The following is a 23,760-nucleotide window of genomic DNA, read 5'->3' as shown; positions in this document are numbered from 1 at the left end:
TATTGGGACGCGAAGGGTGACGCATGGGGGACGATACGGCGATTTATCTTCCGGTCGGGGATCCGCTCGCCTTCGGATATCAGTTCTACGCTTTTCCGCTCGCCATCCAGGCGGCCGACTCCCGTACGGCCGATTGGGTGCTCAGCAACTTTATCCAGGTCGAGTTCGACCGACGGGGCCAGGAATGCGACGTTCCCTTCTCGTTCTACCTGTACGACTACGCCATCTCCCCGTGGCTGGAGGTTGTGCGGGGGACTCGCCGCTGGTACTCGTCGTCGACGATGTGCGACGTCATTCGCGAAGGGCTCACCAAGGGCTACTACGCCTACACCATCGTGGATGAATATCACATCCCCAATCGCGAGTCGTCCGGGATCGAGCATTTCCCGCACGACATTCTCGTGCACGGCTTCGATCATTCGACCGACTCGTTCACGGTGCTCGGCTTCGATCAGCGCATGCATTTCCGGTCGACATCGGTGGGTGGCGCCGAATTTGCCAAGGCGTACGCCCGGCTCGACGGCCCGGACATGGAGAACGCGCCCGTCCTGTTCTACCGGCTCAGGAACCAGCCCGACTTCGGCTACCAGCCCATCACCTACGAACTGAACCTGGAACTCATCCGCCGGACGATCGACGAGTACCTGCGGTCCTGGGACACCTCGCGTCACTTCGAGGCACTCCGGCGGCCACGTGACTGCGCATACGGGCTCGAGTGCTACACCCTCCTCGAGAACTATCTCCGGTCGTACGCGACAGGGCAGAACCCCTACGACATCCGTCACCTGCACGTGCTGTGGGAGCACAAGCGGTTGATGACCGCGCGGGTCCGGCGCATCGGTGAGGTCAGCCGTCCCCTGCCCGACCTAGAGGCCGCCGCCGAGCGCATCGAGTCGATGTCCTTCGCGCTGCGCAACGCGATGATCCGTAACCACATTCGCGGCGAACGCCAGGATTTCCTGGACAACGCGGTGGGGATGCTGGACCGGATCCGGTCGGCGGAGGAGGCGATGCTGCGAACCCTGCTGGCCCGGCTCCCTGACGGAGGCCCGGCGCCGGAGCGGGCACGAGCCCGGATCGGAGGCCGGTGAATCGGAACTTCGTGTCGGGCGCAGGCTGACGGCCTCGCGCGCGACGCCGTCTCCTTCGTGCTTGCCAGGCGAGGCGGGTTGCCCCAGTCGTGGTTCGCCCCCGACCGGATCGGTCGCACTCGCCACTGGTCTTGACCCGCTTCGACGGGCAGGGTTCAGGATCGACCTCGAGTTAACTTTGATGACCATCTGTGGCATTTGCGGCGGTTTTGTACGCGGCAGGGCTGAGGTAGCCGAGGCTGGAGTACCGCCGGCGGGTGTTGTACCAGCTCTCTATGAGCCATTTTCATCGTGACGGTGCAGGTCACGGGCGGTGCGGGAGGCCGGTGTCCATGTAGGACGAGGCTCCCGGTAAGACAGCAATCGACCAAGATCAGATGCCCCAACCGGGAGCCTCGCTGTGCTGTCTTACCCTGCCGCGATTCCGTTGTCCACCGCCAGCCTGAACCACCTCGCTGCCCTCATCCGAACCCGCCGCCAGCAGCGACGGTCCCGGTGGCGACGCCTCGACCCCGGCCGGCAAGCCCTGCTCGCCCTGGCCCACCTGCGCAATGGCGACACCCTGACCCGCCTGGCCGCCGGATTCGAGATCGGCGTCACGACGGCCTGGCGTTATGTCCGCGAGGCCATCGACCTCCTCGCCGCGACCACCGACGACCTGGCCACGGCCATGACCAGGATCCGGCTGCTCGCCTACGCAATCCTCGACGGCACCCTGATCCCGATCGACCGGGTCGCCAACCAGAAGCCGTACTACTCCGGGAAGCACAAGCGTCACGGAGTGAACGTGCAGGTCATCGCCGACGCGGCCGGGCGTCTCGTCTGGGCCTCGGCCGCGCTGCCCGGCTCGACGCATGATCTGACCGCCGCCCGCACCCACGGCATCATCGACGCCCTGACCAGCGCCGACGTGATGACCTTCGCGGACAAGGGATATCAAGGCGCCAGCGGCAGCGTGCGCACCCCGTTCAAGCGGCGCCGCTTCCGGCCGAAGCTGTCACGCCGGCAGAAGGCCGTCAACCGGGCCCACGCGAAGATCCGCGCCCGTGGCGAACGCGCGATCGCCACACTCAAGACCTGGAAAATCCTGACCAAGCTGCGCTGCTGCCCACACCGAGCGACCGCGATCGTGCAGGCCATCCTCGTCCTGCACCGCGTCGAAGCCGACTGCTACGCAGGATGAAAATGGCTCTATGTATTCGAAGATCGTCCGGCGGGTGGCGGTGCGGGTAGGCCAGGACTGCCAGTGCAGCAGCTCGGTCTTGATCGTGATGGAGAGCGATTCGGCAACAGTCACAGCACTGTCCCAGCACTGTCCCCGTCGGCCGACCGATAGTCGGATCTTGTGACGCTTGGTGGGATGGGCGTGCTGGGCCTTATCGTGCTGACCGCCGCGGTCGCATTGAGACATGGGCCTCGGTGCCGGCCGGCGCTGCACGAGGCGTCGCTCAGGGCGTCGTCGACGAGATCGGTGCGGAAAGGATCGGCGACGGTCAAGCCGACGATGCGGCGGGAGGCCGACCCGTTGCCTGCGGCGGAGCCTGGGTGGCGACGACCGGTGCGGCCCCGGTCTTGTCACCGGTTAACCGGAACCATGCATCCAACCCGAACGTTATCCCCTAGGACCCGGAGGGTCGGGTGACTGTCTGGGTGTGTGCTGCCGATGTCATGGCCAGCTTGGAGTAGGACGCCCCGGCCCTCGCTGATGACCGCTGTATCAGCACTGGATGGAGACTTGCGACCGATCGCCCTTTCCGAAGTTGTGACTACTGAACCGCGGCGGGTCCACGCCCCTTGACCAGCACGAGCGAAGAGGGTGATGCCCGATGGGCAGCCTGTGGGCCGGCGTCGACGTCGGCAAGACCCACCACCACGTGTGCGTCGTCGACGACGACGGCACCGTAGTGATGTCCGAGAAGATCCCCAACGACCAGCAGGCCATCTCCGGCATCGCCGGACGGCTCGGCAAACGCCGCAAGCCGATCCGCTGGGCCGTCGACCTCCGAGGCGGACCCGCCTCACTGCTGCTGGCGGTCCTGGTCGACCGCGGCGCGGACGTGCGCTACGTCAGCGGCACGGTCACCTCGCGGATGGCGGAGGCGTTCCACGGCGAACGCAAGACCGACGCCCACGACGCCTACGTCATCGCCCAGACCCTGCGCATGCGCAGCGATCTATCGACCCTCACCCTCGCGGACGGGGTGCAGCAGCAGTTGAAGCTGCTCGTCTCCCGCCGCCTCGACCTAGTCGCCGACCGGGTCCGCATCACCGCCCGCATCCAGGACCTCCTGGCCATGATCAGCCCCGCCCTGGAGAAGACGCTGAACCTGCGCAGCAAGGGCGCGCTCCGGCTCCTCGCGCAGTGGCAGACACCCGCCGGGCTACGCCGCGCCGGCGAAGCCCGCGTCCTGGCCTACCTGCGCCAGCACGGCGTCCGGGCCGCCAAGGCACTCACCGCCAAAGTCCTCACCGCTGCGCGGACGCAGACCGTCGCCGTCGCCGGAGAGGCCACCGCGGCCAGGATCGTGGCGCAGATGGCCACCGACCTGGAAGCGGTCAACGACCGGATCACCGCCATCGAGGAAACCATCGCCGGCATCGTCGCCGAGCACGAGCTGGGAGAGATCGTCACCAGCCTGCCCGGCATCGGCACCACCCTCGCCGCCGAGTTCCTCGCCCACGCCGGCACCCTCACCACCTACCCCAGCCCCGCGGCACTCGCCGCCCACGCGGGCCTCGCACCGATCTCCCGCGACTCCGGACGCAGGCAGGGCCACCAGGTCCGGCCCCACCGCTACCACCGTGGTCTACGTCGGGTGTTCAGCATGTCCAGCTTCACCGCCCTGACCCACTGCCCACGATCCCGCGCCTACTACGACAAGAAGAGAGCCGAGGGAAAGACCCACCGCCAAGCCACCGCCGCCCTGTCCAGACAACGCCTCAACGTCCTCTGGGCCTGCCTCCGCGACAAGACCCCCTACCAGCCCAAACACCCAAGATCAGCAGAGGTGGCGACGTGCGAACTCGCGTAGAGACTCCGCTTGCTGAAGATCAGCAGAACAGACGTAAGTCCTGCTCGGCCCTGCTTCGGTCGGCTCGACGCGTCCTCGCCAAGATCCGGCGAAGTTGTCGCGCCGCGTCAGTTTACGGTGCCGCGAGTGCGTGGGCCAGCAGCGTGGCGAGTTTGGCTGCGCGTGCCGGGTGGTGATGGCTGACCCAGGTAACTCGTCCGATGAGGTATTGGGCGAAGTCGGGGTGGCCGGTCCGGTTCTGCGCGGCGAGGCCGGTGCGGGCGGCGTTGTGGAGGATGGCGCGGAGCTGGTCGTATTCGTCGCGTGGTGTGGCGGGTTGGCGGTTGACGACGAGTCCCGCGAGGAGTTGCCGGTCGGCGCGCCCACGGACGCGGGTCTTCCCTGTGTGGACTCGGAAGCCCTCGTCGCGGGCGATGTGGGTGACGGCGGCGATCAGGTCGGCGACGCGTCGGGAGGTGAGGTCGCCGGAGAAGGCGAGGTCGTCGGCGTACCGGGTGTAGGTGATCTCGAAGGCGTCGGCGAGGCCGGTGAGGCGTCGGTCGAGTCGGTAGGCACACAGGTTCGCCAGCGCGGGCGAGGTCGGCGCGCCTTGGGGCAGGTGCCCAGCACGCAGCGCGGCGAGCCGCGCCGCCCGCTGCGGTAGGTCGGCGGGTGCGCGGCGCAGGACGGGGTTCGGGGTGCGGGTGGTGCAGAGTCCGGTGAGGGTGTGGGCGACGGGTTCGGGGTAGCCGGCGGTGCGGAACAGGCCGTGGACGCGGGTGGCGGGGATGTGGGTGAAGAAGGCGAGCAGGTCGATCCGGACGACGACTGGCTGCGCGGTGTGGGCGGCGGCGAAGGTGTGGGCGGAGCGGCCGGGGACGAAGCCGTGGGCGGCGGGGTGGACGGGGATGGGGCCGAGGATTTCGGTGAGGAGCCGGCGTTGCAGGGCGCGCAGCCGGGACTTCGGTGCCTCGATCAGGCGGCCGCCCTCGGTCCAGCGGTAGTGGTAGTGGTGCAGCCGGTGGGTGGTGGCGCGGCGGTTCATGGCGCGTCGGTCGGCGTACCAGTCGAGGTGCTCGATGCTCAGGTCGAGCATCGCGGCCAGGTCGCTGACGGTGTCGATGGCCGGGGTGTGCCAGGGGCGGCGGACGGTGCGGGTCGGCGTCACCTGCCGAGCGCGGATGAGGATCGGCTGCTGGTGCTGGCGGGCGGCGGCGACTGCCGCGCGTAGCGGGTCGAGGGTGCTCAGGAACCCGGCGAGCTCGCGTGGCCGGTCGGTAGGTGGGCGTGGGTAGGCGGCCAGCACCGCGTCGGCGACGGGCCACAGCCAGCGGCGTCGCACGCCGAGGACGAGCCCGCCCTGGTCGACGAGATCGCCGCGGTGCCAGCCCTTGCCGGCGAGGAACGCGTCGGCGAGCGCGATGGTGAGGGCGTGATTGGTGGTCACGACTGGGCCGGTGGTGGCAGCGTGTCCCGACGATGCCCGGTCGTGCGGGTGCACAGGCTCGCGGAGCGTGCCGACGCACCTGTGGTGTGGTGCCGAGGTGAGTGTCGCGTCCCCGGGGTTGCCCCGGAGAGACCGTGACCGGACCCCACGTGGGGGAGCGGCCTGGTCAGCTCGGGACACGCTGCCATGGGGGCAGCGTAGAGAACGGAGACCGTCATCGGTGTCCGCGATGCGTGTGGCGCGGCGAGGATTTCCGATGAGAGAGGTCGCGCCCGATGAACGGCGCGGCCTCAACCATGACGGTCTCCTGATCGGTGTGCGATTGCTATTCGTGGCGCAAGAGCGCGGGGGTGGGGCGGCCGGCGGACGTGGTGGCCAGGACGGTGATCAGGGTGCCGAGGACGACCCCGGCGGCGGCAAGAGTGAGCATGGGCCTGATGGTGTCGAGCAGGTCGGCGAAGCTCGCGGTGCGCAGTACCGCTGCTGCCGTCGCGGCGGTCAGAATGACGGACGCGGCAGTGACGAGTTGACCGAGGATCAGACCACTGACTGACTCGGTGACGTCCGCGGCCGCGAGGGTTCGCCGGGGCGCGCCGATCACCGCGAGGGGGACGTTCGCGCGGCGGGTGGCGATCCTGCGGTCAACGGTGGACATGGCGAAGGCGATGAAGCCCATGGCGGCAGTGATGAGCAGCCCGGCGGTGACGAGGACGATGACGGCGCCGGCGTCGAAGCCGGTCGGGATCTCGCGGTATCCCTGCACCACTGCGGTGGGGGCGAGGGCGGCGGTGACGGCGTACCAGTCCTCGAGCTTGCCCTGGTCGGCGGTGACCTTCGCGACGATGGTCCCCTGCCGGGGCGTCTCTGCGACGACGATGTCGGTGCCTTGCCCGAACGGTGAGGTGTTCAGCGGGGCGGTGTCGGCAGGAATCGTGAAGGCCGTGACCGCGGCATCTCCGTCGTCGGCTGGCCTCAGGGAGGCCCCGGGCGGTAGCTGGTCGGACCACTTCGCCCGGTACGCCTTACCCGGTGTGCAGGTCCAGGTGCTGTCGAACAGCACGGCGAGGCTGGCGCAACTGCCCCGTACGACCGAAACCTGTTGCTGCTGCCCGGCGACGGTGGCGATGCCGCTGAGGTTCTCGTAGTAGGCGATGTTGCCGGCGCCGACGACGGGGGTCAACTTGCTGGCGAGGGCTTGGTCACCGGTCAGGATCGTCTGCGGCAACCACCCGGTGTCGGACACCTGCCGGGCGGTGTTCGCCGCCTGATAGGCGGCAGTGCCGATGGTGCCCACGCCACCGATGAACAGAGCGACCATCAGCGCGCCGACCAGACGCGACGCCAGGTCAGGCGCCTGCAGGACGCGACGTGCCGCGAGGGTCACCCACACCGGTCGGGCGGTCCACCGCAGCAGTGGTGCCCAGAGGCGGGTGAGCAGCGCCGGCAGAACCAGCGGCAAGGTGAGCGCCACGCCCAGCATCCCGGCGGCGAGCAACGCCAGTGCTGGCATCGTCGTGTCACCGAGCCACATCGCAGCCAGCAGTGCCGTGACCGATGCGATGAAGGCGAGCAGCCGCCACATGCGAGGTGCCGAGGCCGCGGTCCTACGGCGGGTGGCCACCGGGCGCAGAACAGCGGGCGTTGCCCCTGCCACGGCCACCATGACCGCGAACACCACGATCATCGCTCCGGCGGTGGCGGCTCGACCAGCGCCGACGTGCACGTCCGTGGCGTACCAGCGGAAACGGCCCAACGACCAGTCGGCGCTGACGGCCCGTAGCAGCGGGAACGCCGCATAACCGAGTACGACGCCGAGGGTGGCGGCAACACCGGTCTCGACCGCATTGACAGCCTGTGCCTGTCGCGCGGACGCCCCGAGTAGCCGGAGCGCGGCCAGCCGCTGCTCCCGCGCGGAGGCTGACAACCCGGCAGCGGTGGACAGCAGCACCGCCAGCGGCGCGAGGAGGAAAAACGCGAACGCGAACGCGACCACCCGCCCAGGAGTGAGCAGTCGCTCCAGGTCAGAGGTGCCTCGCTGCACCGCCAACCGCCGGTTGGCATCGGGATCGCCGAAGCCCACCACCGGCGCGGCGTCCGCCGGCATTCGAGCCGCGTCCACACCCACGTACGCGATCAGCTCGTCCGGCGCGGTCAGGCCCGCAGCGCCGATCGTGCCGACCACCCGCTGCGGGAAACGCTGCCGCGCGTGCGGGTTGGCGGCGATGAGTTCACGCAGCGCCGGGGAAACCACCACCTCGCCGGCGGCCGGCAACTGACCGACCCCGGGCGGAACAGGAGCAGCAGCGCTCGCCCCACTGACATTCACCCGACGTAGCAGGCGACCGGCCACCGCGTCATCGATCGCCAAGACCCGCAACCCCTGACCTGCGCCGGGCTGCGTCACCGGGGTCCGGGAGATGACCCGCAGGTCCTGTGCGTCCACCACCGTCGGCACCGCGAGCGCGCCGAGGACCAGCACGATGCCGACCGCTGCGCCGGCACCGAGCAGCACCGTGCGCACCAGGGCCCGGCGGCCACCGCGCACCGTCAGCCGCAATCCCAACCACATCCACGGCAGATACCGGCGCACGGCCCTCATCGCGCAGCCACCGCTTCCAGCACGCGGCCATCGCGCATGCGCACCACCCGGTCCGCTCGCTGCGCCACCTCCGCGGCGTGCGTCACCACGACCACGGCGGCACGCCGCTGCCTCGCTGCGGCGAACAAGCAGTCCAGGACCGCCTCGCCGCTGGTGGAGTCCAGCGCGCCAGTCGGCTCGTCGGCGAAAACCACCTGCGGCTCGTGCACCAGCGCACGAGCCACCGCGGCCCGCTGCGCCTGCCCACCCGACACCGCGCCCGCCTGCCGCGACGCCAGATCCCCGATACCCAATTCCTCCAGCAGATCCAACGCCCGTCGGCGAGCCACCGCTGCCCGTACCCCGGTCATCCGCAGCGGCAGCTCCACGTTCTCGCCGAGCGTCAACTCGGGCACCAGATCACCGAACTGCAACACGAACCCGAACGAGGTCAATCGAAGGCGGCTGCACGCCGCGTCCGACTCGCCTGACAGCTCCCGCGACCCGAAGTACACCTCGCCCGCGTCGGGACGCAGCAGGCCCGACAGCACATGCAGCAGTGATGTCTTGCCGCATCCGGAGGGCCCGGTGATCGCCACCGCCTCACCCGGCTCGACGGCGAACGAGACGTCATCGAGCGCGACGGTCCGGCCGAAGCGGAGCCGGACGCCTCGACAGCCAGCGAGACCGGGAAACGTCGTACGAGACAGCTTCATAGATGAACCTTATAGCCCTTCCGTTGTCGCATGCGGGTATGAATCGCCGAACGAGCGGCCGCCGACAGACGGCCGCTCGTCCTGCTGCGGGTTAGCAGCTCACCAGAGCGAAGCTCTCCGCCTCGTTGTCGAAGTTCGCGAACGTGCGCAGGTTGCTCACGGACGTGTTCTTCGAGATGGTGATCCGGGTGCCCGAGAAACCGTCGTTGTCGTACAGGACCGCGCACTTGCTGGTGTTGTTGATGACCGAGCTGATCTCGTTGTCCCCGTTGAATCCGTTGATCTCATACCGGTCATTCGAGATGGTGCCCGGGACGTAGTCCACGTACTTGCTGCCGGTGTATCCGAAGTCTTCCCACATGCAGATCCGGCCGCTGGAACAGGTTCCTGCGGCGTACGCCGGAACCGCGAACCCGGCCACACCGAGGAGGATTCCCGTGGAGGTGGCGGCCAAGAGCCGCTTGACACGGTGCGACATGTCGCTCCTTCTGCTGTGGTGGACACGGGCTTTGCCCGCATCCACCTTCGACGGAAACTTATTTGCTCGCGCCTCATGGCCGACCAAACGCTGCTGCAGTCAACGTTCGGCAGGCTGAAAGGTGAGGTGCCCTCGATCCGAGTGAAGATTCTGTGGCACACCTAAACACGGATACTGACGCTCACATGCCGGCCTGGGCGGTACTTCAAAAGTCGCAACTGAATCAGGCCGATGAATGCGGCAACGTCTGCTCAACGTATCCCCCGTGGATGTCGCGGTGCCGACGTCCATGAGTCTCACAGATCACATCCATCGATGCAACCCTTTGTAATCGGCCGGTTGCAGTGTGCTTGTTGCGTGCGCATGGCCCACGTCGGGATCCACGCGCCTCACCTCACCGCGCGTCTGCTCGGTGCCGCGCGGATGCCACAACCTGGTGTCCGGAACCCTGACACCACGCCGATTCGCGTCACACGGCGACGTGGCCGGCCCTCAAATCCGGCTTCGGCTATGGGTGGCCGATCTGCAACAGAGTCGGCGTGGGCGGCCATAGTGTGGTGTGAGGCATCAAATACGGCCGTCGGACGAGGAGCTGTGGACCTCGATCGCCGCCGGTGACGAGTTGGCGTTCGGTCGGCTCTTTGACCGGTACTCCCGTCCGGTCTACAACCACGCGTTCCGGTTGACCGGGTCGTGGTCGACGGCCGAGGACGTCACGCAGGCGACGTTCCTCGTCGCGTGGCGCCGTCGTCACGACGTCCGGCTGGTGGACGGCTCGGCGTTGCCGTGGCTGCTGGTCGTCGCCACCAATGCGGTCCGTTCCGAGTGGCGGTCGGCGCGCCGGTGGCTGGCGCTGCTCCGGCGCCTGCCGGCGGAGCGGTACGCCGATGGTGACCTCGCCGAGGAGGTTTCCGCGCGGCTGGACGACGAGCGGCGGATGTCCGAGGTCCTCGCTGTGGTCCGCCGGTTGCCGTCGGCCGAGCGGGAGGCGGTGGCGTTGTGCCTGTGGTCCGGCGTGTCGTACCCGGACGCGGCAGCGGTGTTGGGCATCAGCGAGGTGGCGGTGCGGTCCGAGTGAGTCGGGCGCGCAGCCGCCTGGCGCGGCTGTTGCCCGAGGAGATTCAGGAGGGGACGCGGTGAACGACATTCTCGACCTGCCCGCGGAGCGGGACCTGCCGCCGGAGGCGGCGCACGCGATGCGGGCTCGGATCGTTGGTTCTGTGCGCCCGCGCCCGGCTCGTACGGCACGACTGCGAGCCGCCGTGGCGGGGGTGGTGCTGCTGGCCGTGGCGTCCGGTGCCGCGGCGGTGGTGTGGGACCGGCCGGACCGATCGGCCGTGCAGGTGTTGGCCATGGGATCGGGTGAGTTTTCGCCGATGCTGCGGGATGCGGCCGAGCGGTGCCTGCGGTGGAACTCCCCGCAACGGCAGGCCCGGCAGAATCCGAGTGAGCAACCCGTCCCGGTGTCCCTGGCCGACTTGGCGGTGGCCATGGAGCGGGGTGACCGCGCGTTGGTGTTGTTCATGAACGACGTCGGCTACGCCACCTGTGACGTGGAGTGGGCGGGCACGGGCCGGGAGTCCGGTGGAGGCGTCACCGAGCCGTGGCCGCACGGTGCCTGGCTGCCCGGTCCGGTGCAGCGGCTGTTGCTGACCTCCACCGAGTCCGACGGTGGGGACGTCAGCGTCAGCGGCCGGATCAGCGGGCGCGTCCACCGGCTCGTGCTCGACCACGGTGACGGCCACGCCACCGCGGCCCGGCTCTCCGGAGGCGCGTTCGGCCTGATGACCAGCGACGCCAGACTCAAGGCCGGCAACGCCCCTGAACTGGTCAGCTACGACGCCAAGAATGTGGAGATCGACAGGCGCCCGCTGTTCCAGGCCGAGGACCAACTCGAGCACTGCTACGTGGGCCCGAACGGGAAGCGGATCTACGGCAAGCCGACCAGCGGCTGCCGTCCTGCCGAGAAGTGGGGGCGTCAGCCATGATCGGAGGGTGGCTGCTGCCCCGGGACGTGGGTCGTCACTCGCGGACCAGCCCCGGTGGTAGCGCGTCCTCGTCGGGTTGGACCTCGCGGGCATTGGCCACGGGGTCGCGTTGAAGGGCGTGGATCAGTGGTGCGGGGCCGCCGACGCAGGTCCAGGTGTCGTCCCAGAGCGCGGAGACCAGCCATGACCGGTCGGCGGGAAAGAACAGGTCGGGTAGCGCTCCGCGGCCGTGGCGCATGTGACCGCCGGTGCGCCAGGTGAGGGCTTGCTCGGGGCCGGCCTGGACCAGCACATACGGCCAGTTCCAGTAGAGGAACACTCTCGGGGCGTGGGGGAAGACGACGTCGTGGGCGCCGGTGTCGAGGTACGCCAGCCACCACGGTTGGTCCCGAGTGTGCGTGGTGAGGTGCTCGACCAGGGCGTGCTCGTAGGCGGCGGCGGTGGCGTCGTCGGCCTGGTAGGTGGTGGCGTAGGCGTCGAACGCCGGCGGGATGGCGGTGGTGACCGAGACCCCGGCAGTGGTGTGACCCGCGATCCAGCCGACGTCGTCGGCGGTGCCGATGCGCCAGTCCCGCCCGTCCTTGTTGACCTGCACACCGCTATTCAAGCCGCTGCCCCGGTGGTTGGCGTAGGAATCAGGCCGGTCGCGAAACGGCGGCCGGCTACCAGCCGTCCTGGGCCACCGTGCCGTACGCCTGCCCCGCGCTCGGTGGAGCACGCGGCGTGGGTCCCGCACATCGTGTCCGAGGTGCCGGCCGGTGACGGCGGCAGGATCGAGGTTGCCGCGCCCGCAGGGTCGGGAGTGGGGATGGCTGTGTGTGTTCCGCCGTGATCGTGGCTGAGCCTCGAGGTGCCCACCCACTTTCCCGCCTCGCGGGCGGGCTGGTTGAACGGGCGTGGCCCTGGTGGCCGTCGACCCTGATGCCCGGGAGGGGTGGGTATGGCTGCGTGTGTTTCGTCGAGATCGCTTGGCTCACGGTAGGAGATGCCACCCGCCGCTTCGTCGTCTGCGAGATTCGGTAGACCGCTGATGGAGATCCGCGACCTGCGTTCGCATTCGTAGAAGGTGCCGGCAAATCCGAACCCACAGACGACGGCCCGACAGAAGTCCCGATCGGATGAAGGAGAGGCGCGAGGGTGGCGAAGCTGTGGATCGGCGTGGACATCGGCAAGACCCACCACCATGTCGCCGCCATCGACGGCGACGGCCGGCTCGTCTACTCCCGCCGAGTAGCCAACGACGAGACCGCCCTGCTCACCGTCATGGCCGAGGTCTCGACGCACGGCCGCCCGGTCTGCTGGGCGGTCGATGTCACCACCGGGCTGTCGGCGCTGCTGCTGACCCTGCTGTGGCGCCGACAGGCCCAGGTCCGCTACGTCTCCGGCACCGTCGCCTTCCACATGGCCGCCGCCTTCGCCGGAGAGAACAAGACCGACGCCCGCGACGCCGTGGTCATCGCCCAGACCATCCGCCTGCGCCCCGACATTCCGATCCTGGAACCCTCCGACCGGCTCCTCGCCGAACTCACCGTCCTCACCAGCTACCGCGCCGACCTCGTCGGGCAACGCGTCGCCACCCTGTTCCGCTTGCAGGAACTCCTCACCGGGATCAGCCCCGCCCTGGAACGCGCGGTCGACCTCAACCGGAAGGCGCCCATGATGGTCCTCGCCTGCTGGCAGACCCCGGCCGCGATCCGACACGCCGGCATCGACCGGATCACCGCCCTGCTCCGCCGCGGCCACGTCAAGAACGCCATCCAGGTCGCCGAAGCGATGGTCGCCGCCGCCCGACAGCAAACCGTCACCCTGCCCGGCCAACGCGCCGCCGCCGTGGTCGTCGGGCAGATGGCCACCGAAATCCTCGCCCTCGAACAACGCATCGCCGCCGTCGACGACCTCATCGCCGAACACCTCGACCAGCACCCCCTCGCACCGATCATCGAAAGCATGCCCGGCATGGGGCCCCTGCTCACCGCGGAACTACTGGTGCACACCGCCGGCATGACCGAGTACGACAGCCCCGCGAAACTCGCCGCCCACGCCGGCCTGGCACCCGTCTCTCGCGACTCCGGTACGGTTTCCGGCAACCATCGGCAGCCCCGCCGCTACCACCGCAGGTTGCGGCACATTCTCTGGATGGCCGCATTCACCGCTGCTCGAGAATGCCCCACATCGCGCTCCTACTACGAAAAGAAACGCGCCGAAGGCAAGAACCACCGCCAAGCCATACTTGCCCTCGCGCGACGACGTGTCGACGTTCTCTGGGCACTCATCCGCGACCGCAAAACCTTCATCCGACCGGCACCAGCGATCCGCGCGGCTGCCTGAACCAGACTGCTCCCCGTCGGCGAGACCGTGATCCCGCCGGCCACTCCACCGTGCCCGCCAAGATCAACCGGAGTCACATCGAGACTCCGGGTGTGCTCCTGGGCTGGGAGAACGGCGGTCCGGGTGACGTGGGTGAACGCGGGCCACTCCCTGCCACCCCAGGTGAACCCCCAGGTCGCTAGACTAGGCCCTCGCGCCCTCGTAGCTCAGGGGATAGAGCATCGGTTTCCTAAACCGTGTGTCGCAGGTTCGAATCCTGCCGGGGGCACCTCGATACACAGCAGAAACGCCGCCTGAGCTGGCAATACGCACGTCGTTCAATTAGAACAGGTGTGCAGTCGTAGGTCACCGGAAGCCGCCGTTTGTCGTAGGTCGCGGAACAGGTGCGGAATGACCTTGAAGTCATCTGCCCAGGTCAGCCGACGTGATCGGGGAAAGATCCGGAACGACGGCGATCATACGGGCCCACGTCACGCCGGTCAGAGCCTCAGAGATCCTGTCGTTGACGGTGGCCTCCGCGCCGTCGATGCACTTGGCGTAGACCTTCAGCAGTACGTCCACGGAGTGCCCGGCCCGGTCGGCTACCTCGGTCGCTGGCACACCAGCGTTGAGCCACAGCGACACGGCAGCGTGCCGCAGGTCGTATGGGCGACCAGCGAGCGGAGAGTCAACCTGGCGTGGTGTCAACGCCAGTCGACGCGCCTCATCCCAGACGCGGGAGTACGTCGAGGCCGCAACCACGTTGCCCCGCTCGCTCTGGAACAGCCGGCCGTCCTTGGCGACCCCGAACCGCTCGATGTGCGCATGCAGGATCGCTACGAGCGCGGGCGGGACGGGCACGCTACGCGGCTCATCCTCGGCGCGGTGCTTCAGCCCTCGATCGTCATGAACCTCGCCGCTGTCGGTCCACCGCTTGCCCGCCTGGGGTCGACTCTTGGCCAGCGTCAGCCGACCCCATCCCTTCTCGGGGAGGTCGCAGTCCTGCTCACGCAGCGCCAACGCCTCTGCCGGACGGAGCGCGGCGAAGTACAGGCAGGCGAAGAACGCCACCAGGCGCTCACCACGCTTTGCCTTCCGCCCCCGCTGACCGACGTAGGTGACAGCGATCAGCAGTTCCAGGGCCTGGCGCTGGTTGACGACCACCCGGCGATCGACGACCTCGGCAATCTTCTTCCGCTGTGACCGCACCCGAAGCTTGTCGATCGGGTTGAACTCCAACTCTTCCATCTCGACGGCGTACTGAAGCGCGTTGTAGAACACCGACCGCTTTCGACGTGCGGTGGTCGCGGCGGCCGGCTTGCCGTCGAGCTTCACCACCAGGACGTCGAGCGCACTCCGAACGGTCCCCGCCTCCCGGAGATCAGGCAGCGGCACGGAAGCGTGGCGCAGCCAGCGCACCGCGTCGGCGATGTCCGGTGGCATGTCCAGGCCACGAGCTGGCGGCGGCAGCACGTGGTTGCGCAGGGCTTGGCGAAGCAGCTCGACTGGCGGCCGGCCGGTGGCGTCCCTGACGAGTGCCGCTGTGACGGCGGCGAGCGCTTCGGTCATGCTGTCGCGGGATTTGGCGGCAGCGCCCGCCCACTTCATGTCGACGTATTTCTTGGCGAAGTCCAGCCAGGTCGTAGCCGCCGGGGATTCCGTCAGCGAGTCCGGTAGCCCGGTTTCTGTGTCGAACGCCTCGCCCTGGTTGGCTGCCTGCATCAGGCTGGCGCGGAAACTGTCGGCCAAGGCCCGGGTGACGAACGTGCGGGACTTCTCGCGGCCAGCCACCACCCACCGGACGGTGTACGACCGCTTGGCTTTCTTCGACCCGACACCTCCGGCGTTCGGTTTGAGCGCCCAGACGCGGACGCGATGGGACTTCACGCCGCCACCTCGCGCCGCTGCTCCAGCCAGATCCGGAGGTCTTTCCTCGCAATCCGAAGCTCTCCGTTGGGAAGCCGGATGCAGGCCGGGGCTATGCCGAGTTCACGCCACCGGTAGAACGTCCGGCGGGACACGTTGTTGAGCGCGGCGAGCACCTCCGGAACGGTCATCAGGTCGTCATCCACGGTCGGGTCCTTCCTCCTGTCGAGTCAAGCGGCGGCCGGCGTGGAGCCAGCCGGAGTGGTGGCGAGTTCGTGGGCGAGTTCTTCGCGGCCGGTGGTTCGTCGCTCGCGGGCCATGGCGGCGGCGGTGTTGGCGAGGAGGGCGTCTCCGGTGGTGTGCCAGCCGACTCCGGCGAAGGTGAGGGTGCCGACGGTGAGCGTGGTGTCCTCGTCGACCTGCTCGGTGGGTGGTCCGGCGGTGGTGGGGTGTTCGTGGTCCTGGTGCTCGTGGCGCCGGAACTGAACGCGGGTGTCGCGCAGGAGTTGGAAGGTCACCGAGTAGCGGCGGGCTTTGGTGAGGAAGTGGCCGCCGTAGCCGAGCATGTGCGCCCACCGGCGCAGCCGGGTGTAAGGGTTGGCGTTGGCCGGTTTCGGCGATTCGGCGTCAAGGGCGGCTTGACGGTCGGCGACGCACACGGGGCAGGCGGCGTAGCGGGTGCGGGTGCCGCAGTCGGGGCACTCCCAACGCGGGACGAAGCCGGGTCGTGGCCGGGGTTCCCGGGGCCGGTCGGCTAGTGGGGCTGGGGTGTGGACGGGTCGGCCGATGCGCCAGCAGGCGTCGATGAGGCGGGCGGTGTGGTCGCCGTCGGGGTCGGCGTAGTCCCCGATCGTGTCGGCGGTCAGGCGGGTGGAGGTGTGCCCGGTGGCCTCGGTGCTCTTGGTGGCGTACTTGGCAAGGTAACCGGCGACGAGGCTATCCGTGACCTCCCCGGTTCCGTCGGTGGTGATCGGTTCCAAATCGAGCTGCTCGCCCCAGGCGAGCGACCAGCCGTCGGGCCGGTCCGGGTGCGCCGGGGTGTGGAAGGTGACCTGCCGGGCGGCGTGCTGGAGCGCGTCGACGAGGTCGACGACGGTGAACCCGGCCGGTGGCGGGACGATGGCGTCGGGGTCCTGGCCGTCCACGCCGTCGAGCCGGGCGATGGCGTGGAAGTGCACCGCCCCGCGTGCTTGCAGTTCGGCGACCTTGCCGGGCGAGAGCCGGACTGGGGCGACCGTGCGGGTGTTGCCGGAGGCGGTGCGGATCTCGACGCGGGGGATGCCGCGGCGGTGAGCGAGTTGCGCGAGGTGGCGTTCCGCGGCTTGTTTGGTGCGGTGCCACAGCTTGCCGGAGAAGATGTTCCAGACGACCTGGTGGGCATGGTCGTAGCAGTCCAGGCACAGCGGGCGGCCGATGACGGTGTCGCCCTGCTCGTGGCGGGCCCAGCAGACCGCCGGGCGGCCGTGGACGCAGAGGCCGGTGTCGCGGCGGGCGTGGCAGGGCTCGGCGCGGCAGTCGCAGCGGCGGCGGTTGCCGCAGGTGTGTCGCTTGACAACCCGGGCGTGGACCGTGCCGAACGACGGCGCGGTGAAGGTCGCGAATACCGCCGGATGCCCGGCAACGCTGTCGGGGACGCCTTTGCCGCCGACGAGGCCGGCGCGCAGGAGTTGGAAGGCGTCGCGCTGGTAGGTCTGTGCGCAGGCGGGGCAGACTCTGGACCGGCGGTTGCCGCACGCCTTGTAGATGGCGGCATCGGGCATGGCGTCGGTGTGCCGGGAGTCGAGGATTCGGCCGCTGGCGGGTTCGATGGTGTGGAGGCTGCCGGCGAGCCTGATGGGGCGGGTGCAGCCAGCGGCGGCGCGGACGTGTTCGATCCAGCCGAAGTAGTTGGGCTGCTGCGCGCGTTGGAAGGCGGAGCCGGCGGCGGTGTAGCCGTAGACGGTGGCGGTGGTGTCGGCGTTCGAGCCCACCCCCCGGGCCGAGACACGGGGGGTGAGGTCCAGCGTCGAGGCCATCAGGCGGACACCTCGTCGAGGTGTCGGGTGGTGATGGTGTGTTGGGTGACGATGATCCGGCAGGCTCCGCACTGGCGGTCGGCCGGTTCGTGCCGGTAGCAGGGGATGACGGCGGTGGTGTCGCCGCAGCGGATGGTGACCGGGGTCCGGCAGGGGCCGCCGGGGATGATGTCGATGACGGTCCGGCGGGTGTCGAAGATGTGCGGCACGGTGTAGGCCGGGCAGGTGTGGGTGACGTACTCGATGTCGACGACGTAGATGGTCATCGGGCACCACCGGCTACGGGGGTGCCGTTCACGGCCGGTGTGTGGCCGTTGATCGAGTGCAGCAGTTCCCGGGCAATCGCCGGGGTGACGGTGAGCAGGGCGGCGAGTTCGTCGGTGGTGATGGGTCGGCCGTTGGTCTGCTCGTGCTGGCGGATGGCGAAACGGGCGGTGGGCACCAGGTGCGCGGGGACCTCCGGCCGGGCGGCCGGGATCGGGGTGACCGCTGGTGCCTCGATGACAGCCGGCGCGGCGGCCGGCGGGATGTCGACGACGGCGGTGGCGTCGGCGGCCGGCGCGGTGGTGTCCGGCGTGACAGCCGGCGGTTCGGTCGGCTGCTCAGGGGTGGCCGTCAGGTTGCGGGCGGCGGTGAGCAGGGCGGCGGCTTCGGCTTCGATGGCGGCGAAGTCGGGTCGGATGCGTCCGGCGACGAGTTCCACGCCGATGACGAGGACGACGACCAGGGCGAAGACCAGGCGTAGGCCGAGGCTGCCGGGGGAAGCGAAGTTGATGGTTGCCGACAGCAGCGCGGCGCAGGCGAACACGACCAGTGCTCCGCGCTTGGCGTCTTTGGCGATGCCGGAGGTGCGGACGACGGTCAGCATCGACACCATCGCGGCGTCGAAGATCAGGGGGACGAGGTAGGCGAAGTAGCCGGCGTTCTGGGTCCACAGGTAGTGGGCTTGGTGTAGGTAGCTGGTCAGCAGCGCACCGAGCAGAACGAACCGGTTGTACCGCTTGATGGAGCCGATCGCCTTGAGCATGGCGGGTACGGCGTTGCGGGCGTACTCGGAGGCGAACTCCTGGGTGAAGGTGCTCGGGTCAGTGCTCGACATGGGGAGTCACCTCCGGTGCCGGGATGCTGTCGAGGGGGATGAGGTCGACCACGCCGGAACAGTGGGCGCACATGATCGGGGCTAGGCCCTGGCCGGCGAGCTGCTGCCGGAAGCAGGGCAGGCAGGTGAAGTCCGCCGGGAACAGCCCGTCGCCCTCGCAGAGGACGCAGGTCCCGAGGCAGACGGGGCAGGGCTTGAAGACCGGGCCGAGAATGTCGTGGATGCCGGCAGGGCTGCTGCCCTCGATGCACCACAGGCACGGGTCGGTGAGGTGGAAACTCATCGCACGCCTCCCATGTAGGCCATGGCGATGCCGATGAGCAGGACGACGGCGAAGGTGATGAGGACAGCCATCAGTTACCTCCGGTGCAGTCGAGGCAGGAGCCGGTACGGCGGGGGATGTAGTAGGGCTTGAGCAGGCCGCAGTGGCGGCAGGTGCGACGGGCACGAAGCGCCTTGGCGATGGCCTCGCGCTGGGCCGGAGTGGCGGTGCGCTTGGGCGCGGCCAGGTCCAGGCGGTAGAGGTAGGCGACCCGGCGCTGTTTGCGGTGACGCCAGTAGATCTGCGCGATCGGGTCTTGGCCGTTGGGGCGAAGGCCGGCGGCGCGGAGCTGCCGCACGGTGGCCAGGCCGGAAGGTGCGGCGTGGTAGGGAAAGGTGGGGAACCCGTAGCGGGTGCCGTCCGGGTCGTAGAACTCGACCCGGATGCCGGTGCGCTCGGTGAGCGCGTCGAGGTCGTTACTACGCAGGTCGGTCACGGCTTCTCACCGCCCCATCGCTGTTGGGCGGCTTGCTTGGAGATGCCGAGTCGGGTGCCGATTTCGGACCAGGAGTAGCCGAAGGCGCGAAGGCCCACGACGGCCTCTCCGATGGCCTCGTCGATGTTGGTCGACAAGGCGACCAGGTCGCGGAGTGCTTCGACATCGCCAGCGGCGACGCGGCGACCGTGAGCGCGGATGATGCGCCGGGCAAACGCGGCGAACTCGTCGTTCTCGACAACGTCCCGGCGACGCTGCGAAGGAACACGCGGCGTCAAGGGCTTCTTGACGGTGTTCATCGGTTGCCGCCCCCTTCGGTGTGGAGGCGGTCCCACTCGTCGGCAGCGGCCTCAAGGGCGGTGACGACCTGCTCAGCGGTGCGGGCCGGGTCGTCGTTCCACGAGTAGGGGGAGATGTGCTCGTCGAGCAGGTAGCCGTCCTCGTCGATGCAGAACAGCGGGTAGAAGACGTCGAGGTAGTCGACGAACGCGGCCATGGCCGCGAGGTAGTCGGCGAGCGCGCTCGGGTCGAGCTGGGAGAAGTGCTCCACGCGGTGGCCGGCGCAGGCGATGCCGATAGCCCCGGCGGCACAGGCCGGCGGGGTGGGCGTGTCGGCGGTGGTGGGTGCGTAGTAGGTGCCCTGGTGCCAGCCGTGCCGGCGCAGGTAGAGGGCAGCCATTTGCAGCAGGTCAGCAGGGGTGACCGGTGCGGTGGTGGCACGGTTTTGGGTAGCCTTCATGGCAGCCACGTCCTTTCGGGGCTGTTGGCGGAAGGTCGGCAGGACCAGCGGTTGCTGGCAGGCGCTTTCTGGTCCTGTCGACCCGGTTACTTGGTGCGCAGCCGCAGGTAGCGGCGCTGCCGGGTGTCGTCGCCGCCCATCGAGCGCGGGGCGGACAGATAGACGAGTCGGCCGCTGGCCGAGGCGACCTGGACCATGGCGGCGATGTCCTCGGGACGGCCGACGATCCACAGTTCGGTGAACTGGGCGGCGCGCTGGTTGTTGGCCTTGGCGTAGGCGTGTTCACGGGTGGTCATGCCGCTGCCTCCATGTCGACACCGCTGAGGTCAGGAACGAGGTCCGGTAGCGGCCGGGGCCGGCGGGTCCAGGCGGCGTAGTCGGCGATGTTGTAGATGTCGGTGTCGGTGAGGTAGGCCGCCTTGATGCGGCGGGGAACGCCGCCCTCAGCGAGGAGGTAGGCCGCGCCCTGGTTGGTGGGGGCGATGTCGGAGGCGGTGTAGCCCTGCTCGGCCCAGCCCTGGCCGAGGATGATGTTCGAGCTGTTCAGCGAGGTGCACCGGAACGCGGCCCGGTAGCCGAACAGGTCCCGCAGACTGGCGGGGATGATGTCCCACGACGGCCGCTGCGTCGCGGCGACCACCGGCATGCCGCAGGCGCGGCCGAGGGAGACGAGACCGCGCAGCAGGGTGGAGAACTCTTCCTGCTGGGCCTTGGTGCCCAGGACGGTGGAGAACATGGCGAGCTCGTCGATGACGGTGAGGATGACCGACATGCCGTCGCCCGGGGCGAGCTTGCGGCGCCGGTTGGCGAGCAGCCAGGTGTAGCGGTTGGTGGCCACGACCAGGAGGCGGCGCAGCACGTCGATGCCCTGCTCGATGTCGGGGCCGATGAACGCATCGGCCAGGTCGCGCCAGGGGCCGAGTTCGACGAGCTTGGCGTCGAACAGCACCAGGCGGGTGTTGTCGCACAGGACGCCGTGGCCGCAAATGTTGTTGACCAGGCCGGACTTGCCGCCTCCGGGCTCACCGGCGGCGAGCAGGTTGTGGTAGACGATGTCGAGGTAGACGGGCTGGCCGAACTCGTCGATCCCGATGAACACCGGGTCGAACATCGACAGGCCAGCACCCACCGGCACCGCAGCAGCGGGAGCGGGGGTCGTGGTGGTCATGAGATTGCCCTCCCGGGGCGTTGTGGACGCGGGAAGCCACACGAGCGAGCCGGTGAGGCTCCCCGCGTCGAGGTGGGTTGGGTGTCAGATCCAGTCGGAGGTGTCGTCGTCCGGCAGGGACGACGCGGAGGAAGCCGCGGGCTTGCTGCCGTTGGCGGTCGTGGCCGGCGGCTTCTTGCCAGCGGCCCTGCCCTGGGTCGGAAGGGTGATCGTCGGGGCGTCGACGTCCGGCAGGTCCAGGGCGGTGGGCACCGTCAGCGGCGACGCCGACACGGGCGCATTACGGTCGATTGCGTCGACCAGCGGGGAGCCCACTCGGGCGTTGAGCACCTCACGGCGCTTGATGTCGAACCGCAGGTACGCGGCGTTGCTCTCCCCGGCCCGCTCGATGAGCACGGTGGAGGCGTGGCAGGTCACGGCGATCTTGTCGAGCCGCGATTCCAGGTCCTTGGCCGACAGGCCCGGGCGCAGGTACACCCAGACCCGCTCACCGACCGGCGTGGGACGAGCCCACAGGATCAGCGGCAGCGAGCCGGACTGGTTGGCGATGATGAACTGCGAGAAACACACCCGCAGCCGATGCCTCACCACGAGGCACCATCCCCACGCCTTGACCTGGCGGCGGACCGGGCCGATGGCGGCCGGAACGCCGACGACCAGGGCGACCACGATCAGGGTCACCACGGTCGGGGTGTGGTTGGCCAGCTGCACCCAGCCGGTCAGCAGCCCGGCACTCAGCAGGGTTTCCGGGGTCCACCACCACAACAGCCGGATGACCGGCCAGCTCCGCACGAGCAGCCACACGAGGCCGCCGGTCGGAACACCGATCAGGGCACCGACGAACAGGGCCACGATCGGGTGCCAGTACGCGGCGGCCACCACGGCCGACAGGACACCGACGATGACGGCGGTGAGGATGAACGCCATGCGGGCGTTACGCGCGGAGGAACGGTGAACCTTGGCCTCGATGACCGTCACCGTTCCGGTTGACTTGCCGCCGAAGCGGCGGGGGCTAGACTTGGACACGACGAGTCCTCCCAATGCCAGTTGGGTCGGATGAGTGGCGGCACCGGGGTCGGCAGACGTAGGAGTCAGTACCGACCCCGGGCCATTTCTTGAGGGTTGTCACCACTGCCAGGTGGCGACCGGACCGGGAATGTAGGAGTCAGGAACACTCCCGGAACCGTCTTCGAGATGAGTTCAGCGGACCATCAGGCCGCTTGCGCGGTGGCCACGGACACCAGTGGCACACACAGCACGACGTGCGAAGTGACCTACTTGGCCGCAGAACCGTTCTTCGGCTTCAGGGACACCGCCCGGAACGCGACGCCGTTACGCCCGTTGGTCGCCCACGGAATGGCCTCCAACTGCTCGACCGCGAGGAAGTCGCCCACCTTCACGTTCGGCTTCTCACCCGCCGTCGTGATGGTGATGACCTCCCCGCCCGTCTCGTCGAGCACGAAGACCTGGGTGGACCACATGAGCCGGCCCGTGTTCTTCTCGGACTTCTGGTTGCCGTTCTGGTCGTTCTTCGGCTCCGGGTCCTTCGACGCCGTCACCTGCTTGCTCGTGGTGTCCACGTACAGCTTCACAACAGACCTCCTGTGTCTGAGCGCGTCCCCTGTGGACGACTGCTCTTGCGCGGCTTTGCTCGCACCTCAAGGAGACATCGAAGGAGGTGACGCCGGAACGGCTTTACGGGGACGCTTGGGACGTTTATAGTGATAGAAACGTCCCGCTGTGAGGAGCGACGATGGCAAACGAGCGATTGCGAGATGCTCTTGAGCGCTCCCGGATATCTCTCGCCGAGCTGGCACTGTTCACAGAGTGCGACGTCAAAACCGTCAGCCGCTGGCTCGGCGGCAGAGTCCCGCACCCTCGTACTCGCTTCAAAATCGCGAAGCGGCTAAAGGAAGACGAAGAGTACCTGTGGCCAGGAGCCCGAAGAGCCGCTAACGACACCTCGAACTCGGCGGGGATGGTCCAGTTCTACCCGACTCGCGGAGCGGTCCCCCACAACCTCTGGGACAGACTCTTGGATGAGGCAACGGAGGACGTCGACATTCTTGTTTATGTCGGGATGTTCCTCACGGAGAAGCCCGATCTGCTGGACCGCCTTCGTGGGAAGGCAAACGCCGGCGCAAGGATCCGGATCCTGCTAGGTGACCGAGATAGCAGCGCCGTGAAACAGCGGAGCATCGAGGAGGGAATCGGACGCGAGACGATCTCGGCGAAGATCGACCACGCCAACGCGTTCTTCCGGCCGCTGCGCGGCGTGGCAGGGGTCGAGGTGAGAAGCCATTCAACTGTTCTCTACAACTCGATCTACCGCTTCGACAGGGAAATGATCGTCAACCCGCATGTCTACGGCAAGACAGCGCCCATGGCGCCGGCGATGCATCTACGGAAGACTGCAACCTACGGTCTCTTCGATACCTACGCCGCTAGCTTCGAGGCGGTCTGGGAGTCGTCGAGGCCATCAGAAGGTGGGCTCTAGCA

General features: G+C 68.6%; 25 protein-coding genes and 1 tRNA gene. 8 read left to right on the top strand and 18 right to left on the bottom strand.

Features of this window, described 5'->3' with window-relative positions; all coding sequences use genetic code 11:
* Positions 1–23 precede the first annotated feature (23 nt).
* From ABIH81_RS04865 to ABIH81_RS04855, 3 genes are all read left to right on the top strand, one after another.
* Positions 24–1,091, top strand: coding sequence for a hypothetical protein (locus ABIH81_RS04865; protein ID WP_349879204.1), 1,068 nt, complete (start codon positions 24–26; stop codon positions 1,089–1,091).
* A gap of 400 nt (positions 1,092–1,491) precedes the next feature.
* Positions 1,492–2,274: a transposase family protein gene (locus tag ABIH81_RS04860; RefSeq protein ID WP_349879203.1), complete on the top strand. Its 783-nt coding sequence runs from the start codon at positions 1,492–1,494 to the stop codon at positions 2,272–2,274.
* 643 nt (positions 2,275–2,917) lie between these two features.
* Positions 2,918–4,123, top strand: a complete 1,206-nt coding sequence (locus tag ABIH81_RS04855; protein ID WP_349879202.1) for an IS110 family transposase — start codon at positions 2,918–2,920, stop codon at positions 4,121–4,123.
* Between the two features lie 112 nt (positions 4,124–4,235).
* Here ABIH81_RS04855 and ABIH81_RS04850 read toward each other — a convergent pair whose 3' ends face one another.
* From ABIH81_RS04850 to ABIH81_RS04835, 4 genes are all read right to left on the bottom strand, one after another.
* A complete protein-coding gene (locus ABIH81_RS04850) occupies positions 4,236–5,549 on the bottom strand; it encodes a reverse transcriptase family protein (RefSeq protein WP_349879201.1) in 1,314 nt (437 codons plus the stop codon).
* 325 nt (positions 5,550–5,874) lie between these two features.
* Positions 5,875–8,139 carry a hypothetical protein gene (locus ABIH81_RS04845; protein ID WP_349879200.1) on the bottom strand — a complete coding sequence of 755 codons (2,265 nt, stop codon included), beginning with the start codon at positions 8,137–8,139 and terminating at the stop codon, positions 5,875–5,877.
* A 5-nt stretch (positions 8,140–8,144) separates the two neighbouring features.
* On the bottom strand, positions 8,145–8,726 hold the full coding sequence (locus ABIH81_RS04840; RefSeq protein ID WP_349879199.1) for an ATP-binding cassette domain-containing protein: 582 nt from the start codon (positions 8,724–8,726) through the stop codon (positions 8,145–8,147).
* A gap of 208 nt (positions 8,727–8,934) precedes the next feature.
* Entirely contained in the window at positions 8,935–9,321 is a 387-nt protein-coding gene (locus ABIH81_RS04835) for a peptidase inhibitor family I36 protein (protein ID WP_349879198.1), read from the bottom strand.
* Between the two features lie 559 nt (positions 9,322–9,880).
* Here ABIH81_RS04835 and ABIH81_RS04830 point away from each other — a divergent pair.
* Together ABIH81_RS04830 and ABIH81_RS04825 are read left to right on the top strand one after the other, a co-directional pair.
* Positions 9,881–10,399 (top strand): RNA polymerase sigma factor, encoded by a 519-nt coding sequence (locus ABIH81_RS04830; protein WP_349879197.1) that lies wholly within the window; start codon positions 9,881–9,883, stop codon positions 10,397–10,399.
* A 58-nt stretch (positions 10,400–10,457) separates the two neighbouring features.
* Positions 10,458–11,309, top strand: a complete 852-nt coding sequence (locus ABIH81_RS04825) for a hypothetical protein (RefSeq protein WP_349879196.1) — start codon at positions 10,458–10,460, stop codon at positions 11,307–11,309.
* Positions 11,310–11,343: 34 nt separating this feature from the next.
* Here ABIH81_RS04825 and ABIH81_RS04820 read toward each other — a convergent pair whose 3' ends face one another.
* Positions 11,344–11,904: a hypothetical protein gene (locus tag ABIH81_RS04820; RefSeq protein WP_349879195.1), complete on the bottom strand. Its 561-nt coding sequence runs from the start codon at positions 11,902–11,904 to the stop codon at positions 11,344–11,346.
* Positions 11,905–12,446: 542 nt separating this feature from the next.
* Here ABIH81_RS04820 and ABIH81_RS04815 point away from each other — a divergent pair.
* Complete coding sequence (locus ABIH81_RS04815) at positions 12,447–13,637, top strand: IS110 family transposase (protein ID WP_349879194.1); 1,191 nt, start codon at positions 12,447–12,449, stop codon at positions 13,635–13,637.
* A gap of 195 nt (positions 13,638–13,832) precedes the next feature.
* Positions 13,833–13,905: transfer RNA gene (locus ABIH81_RS04810), tRNA-Arg, on the top strand.
* A gap of 134 nt (positions 13,906–14,039) precedes the next feature.
* Here the strand turns inward: ABIH81_RS04810 and ABIH81_RS04805 are convergent.
* The 13 genes from ABIH81_RS04805 to ABIH81_RS04745 form a co-directional block, all read right to left on the bottom strand.
* Complete coding sequence (locus ABIH81_RS04805; RefSeq protein ID WP_349879193.1) at positions 14,040–15,503, bottom strand: tyrosine-type recombinase/integrase; 1,464 nt, start codon at positions 15,501–15,503, stop codon at positions 14,040–14,042.
* The gene (locus ABIH81_RS04800; protein ID WP_151010809.1) at positions 15,500–15,688 is read right to left on the bottom strand and encodes a helix-turn-helix domain-containing protein; all 189 of its coding nucleotides are present in this window, start codon (positions 15,686–15,688) and stop codon (positions 15,500–15,502) included. Before ABIH81_RS04800 ends, ABIH81_RS04805 begins: the two co-directional genes overlap by 4 nt.
* Positions 15,689–15,712: 24 nt before the next feature.
* Positions 15,713–17,497, bottom strand: a complete 1,785-nt coding sequence (locus ABIH81_RS04795) for a replication initiator (protein WP_349879192.1) — start codon at positions 17,495–17,497, stop codon at positions 15,713–15,715.
* On the bottom strand, positions 17,497–17,763 hold the full coding sequence (locus ABIH81_RS04790; protein WP_349879191.1) for a hypothetical protein: 267 nt from the start codon (positions 17,761–17,763) through the stop codon (positions 17,497–17,499). Before ABIH81_RS04790 ends, ABIH81_RS04795 begins: the two co-directional genes overlap by 1 nt.
* Positions 17,760–18,596 carry a DUF2637 domain-containing protein gene (locus tag ABIH81_RS04785; protein WP_349879190.1) on the bottom strand — a complete coding sequence of 279 codons (837 nt, stop codon included), beginning with the start codon at positions 18,594–18,596 and terminating at the stop codon, positions 17,760–17,762. The genes ABIH81_RS04790 and ABIH81_RS04785 overlap by 4 nt, the downstream gene beginning before the upstream one ends.
* The gene (locus ABIH81_RS04780; RefSeq protein WP_349879189.1) at positions 18,583–18,879 is read right to left on the bottom strand and encodes a hypothetical protein; all 297 of its coding nucleotides are present in this window, start codon (positions 18,877–18,879) and stop codon (positions 18,583–18,585) included. The genes ABIH81_RS04785 and ABIH81_RS04780 overlap by 14 nt, the downstream gene beginning before the upstream one ends.
* 70 nt (positions 18,880–18,949) lie before the next feature.
* Entirely contained in the window at positions 18,950–19,345 is a 396-nt protein-coding gene (locus ABIH81_RS04775; protein WP_349881010.1) for an RRQRL motif-containing zinc-binding protein, read from the bottom strand.
* A 5-nt stretch (positions 19,346–19,350) separates the two neighbouring features.
* On the bottom strand, positions 19,351–19,653 hold the full coding sequence (locus ABIH81_RS04770) for a hypothetical protein (RefSeq protein ID WP_210895680.1): 303 nt from the start codon (positions 19,651–19,653) through the stop codon (positions 19,351–19,353).
* The gene (locus ABIH81_RS04765) at positions 19,650–20,093 is read right to left on the bottom strand and encodes a hypothetical protein (protein ID WP_210895679.1); all 444 of its coding nucleotides are present in this window, start codon (positions 20,091–20,093) and stop codon (positions 19,650–19,652) included. Before ABIH81_RS04765 ends, ABIH81_RS04770 begins: the two co-directional genes overlap by 4 nt.
* 86 nt (positions 20,094–20,179) lie before the next feature.
* Positions 20,180–20,389, bottom strand: a complete 210-nt coding sequence (locus tag ABIH81_RS04760) for a hypothetical protein (RefSeq protein WP_210895678.1) — start codon at positions 20,387–20,389, stop codon at positions 20,180–20,182.
* The gene (locus ABIH81_RS04755; protein ID WP_349879188.1) at positions 20,386–21,261 is read right to left on the bottom strand and encodes an FtsK/SpoIIIE domain-containing protein; all 876 of its coding nucleotides are present in this window, start codon (positions 21,259–21,261) and stop codon (positions 20,386–20,388) included. Before ABIH81_RS04755 ends, ABIH81_RS04760 begins: the two co-directional genes overlap by 4 nt.
* Before the next feature lie 84 nt (positions 21,262–21,345).
* Positions 21,346–22,239 (bottom strand): hypothetical protein, encoded by an 894-nt coding sequence (locus ABIH81_RS04750; RefSeq protein ID WP_349881009.1) that lies wholly within the window; start codon positions 22,237–22,239, stop codon positions 21,346–21,348.
* A 296-nt stretch (positions 22,240–22,535) separates the two neighbouring features.
* The gene (locus tag ABIH81_RS04745) at positions 22,536–22,853 is read right to left on the bottom strand and encodes a hypothetical protein (protein ID WP_151010791.1); all 318 of its coding nucleotides are present in this window, start codon (positions 22,851–22,853) and stop codon (positions 22,536–22,538) included.
* Between the two features lie 161 nt (positions 22,854–23,014).
* On the opposite strand from ABIH81_RS04745, the gene ABIH81_RS04740 reads away from it, so the two are divergent.
* The gene (locus ABIH81_RS04740; RefSeq protein ID WP_210895675.1) at positions 23,015–23,758 is read left to right on the top strand and encodes a DUF5919 domain-containing protein; all 744 of its coding nucleotides are present in this window, start codon (positions 23,015–23,017) and stop codon (positions 23,756–23,758) included.
* Positions 23,759–23,760: the final 2 nt, after the last annotated feature.

It is taken from the genome of Micromonospora sp. HUAS YX12, assembly GCF_040215685.1.
Taxonomy (GTDB): Bacteria; Actinomycetota; Actinomycetes; order Mycobacteriales; family Micromonosporaceae; genus Micromonospora; species Micromonospora tulbaghiae.
This window is presented reverse-complemented; position numbering and strand designations above follow the sequence as displayed.

Coding starts and splice junctions, on each gene's coding strand:
- ABIH81_RS04865 (WP_349879204.1), top strand. CDS start 24: ATGGGGGACGATACGGCGATTTATCTTCCGGTCGGGGATCCGCTCGCC.
- ABIH81_RS04855 (WP_349879202.1), top strand. CDS start 2,918: ATGGGCAGCCTGTGGGCCGGCGTCGACGTCGGCAAGACCCACCACCAC.
- ABIH81_RS04835 (WP_349879198.1), bottom strand. CDS start 9,321: ATGTCGCACCGTGTCAAGCGGCTCTTGGCCGCCACCTCCACGGGAATC.
- ABIH81_RS04795 (WP_349879192.1), bottom strand. CDS start 17,497: ATGGCCTCGACGCTGGACCTCACCCCCCGTGTCTCGGCCCGGGGGGTG.
- ABIH81_RS04790 (WP_349879191.1), bottom strand. CDS start 17,763: ATGACCATCTACGTCGTCGACATCGAGTACGTCACCCACACCTGCCCG.
- ABIH81_RS04785 (WP_349879190.1), bottom strand. CDS start 18,596: ATGTCGAGCACTGACCCGAGCACCTTCACCCAGGAGTTCGCCTCCGAG.
- ABIH81_RS04780 (WP_349879189.1), bottom strand. CDS start 18,879: ATGAGTTTCCACCTCACCGACCCGTGCCTGTGGTGCATCGAGGGCAGC.
- ABIH81_RS04770 (WP_210895680.1), bottom strand. CDS start 19,653: ATGAACACCGTCAAGAAGCCCTTGACGCCGCGTGTTCCTTCGCAGCGT.
- ABIH81_RS04765 (WP_210895679.1), bottom strand. CDS start 20,093: ATGAAGGCTACCCAAAACCGTGCCACCACCGCACCGGTCACCCCTGCT.
- ABIH81_RS04760 (WP_210895678.1), bottom strand. CDS start 20,389: ATGACCACCCGTGAACACGCCTACGCCAAGGCCAACAACCAGCGCGCC.
- ABIH81_RS04755 (WP_349879188.1), bottom strand. CDS start 21,261: ATGACCACCACGACCCCCGCTCCCGCTGCTGCGGTGCCGGTGGGTGCT.
- ABIH81_RS04740 (WP_210895675.1), top strand. CDS start 23,015: ATGGCAAACGAGCGATTGCGAGATGCTCTTGAGCGCTCCCGGATATCT.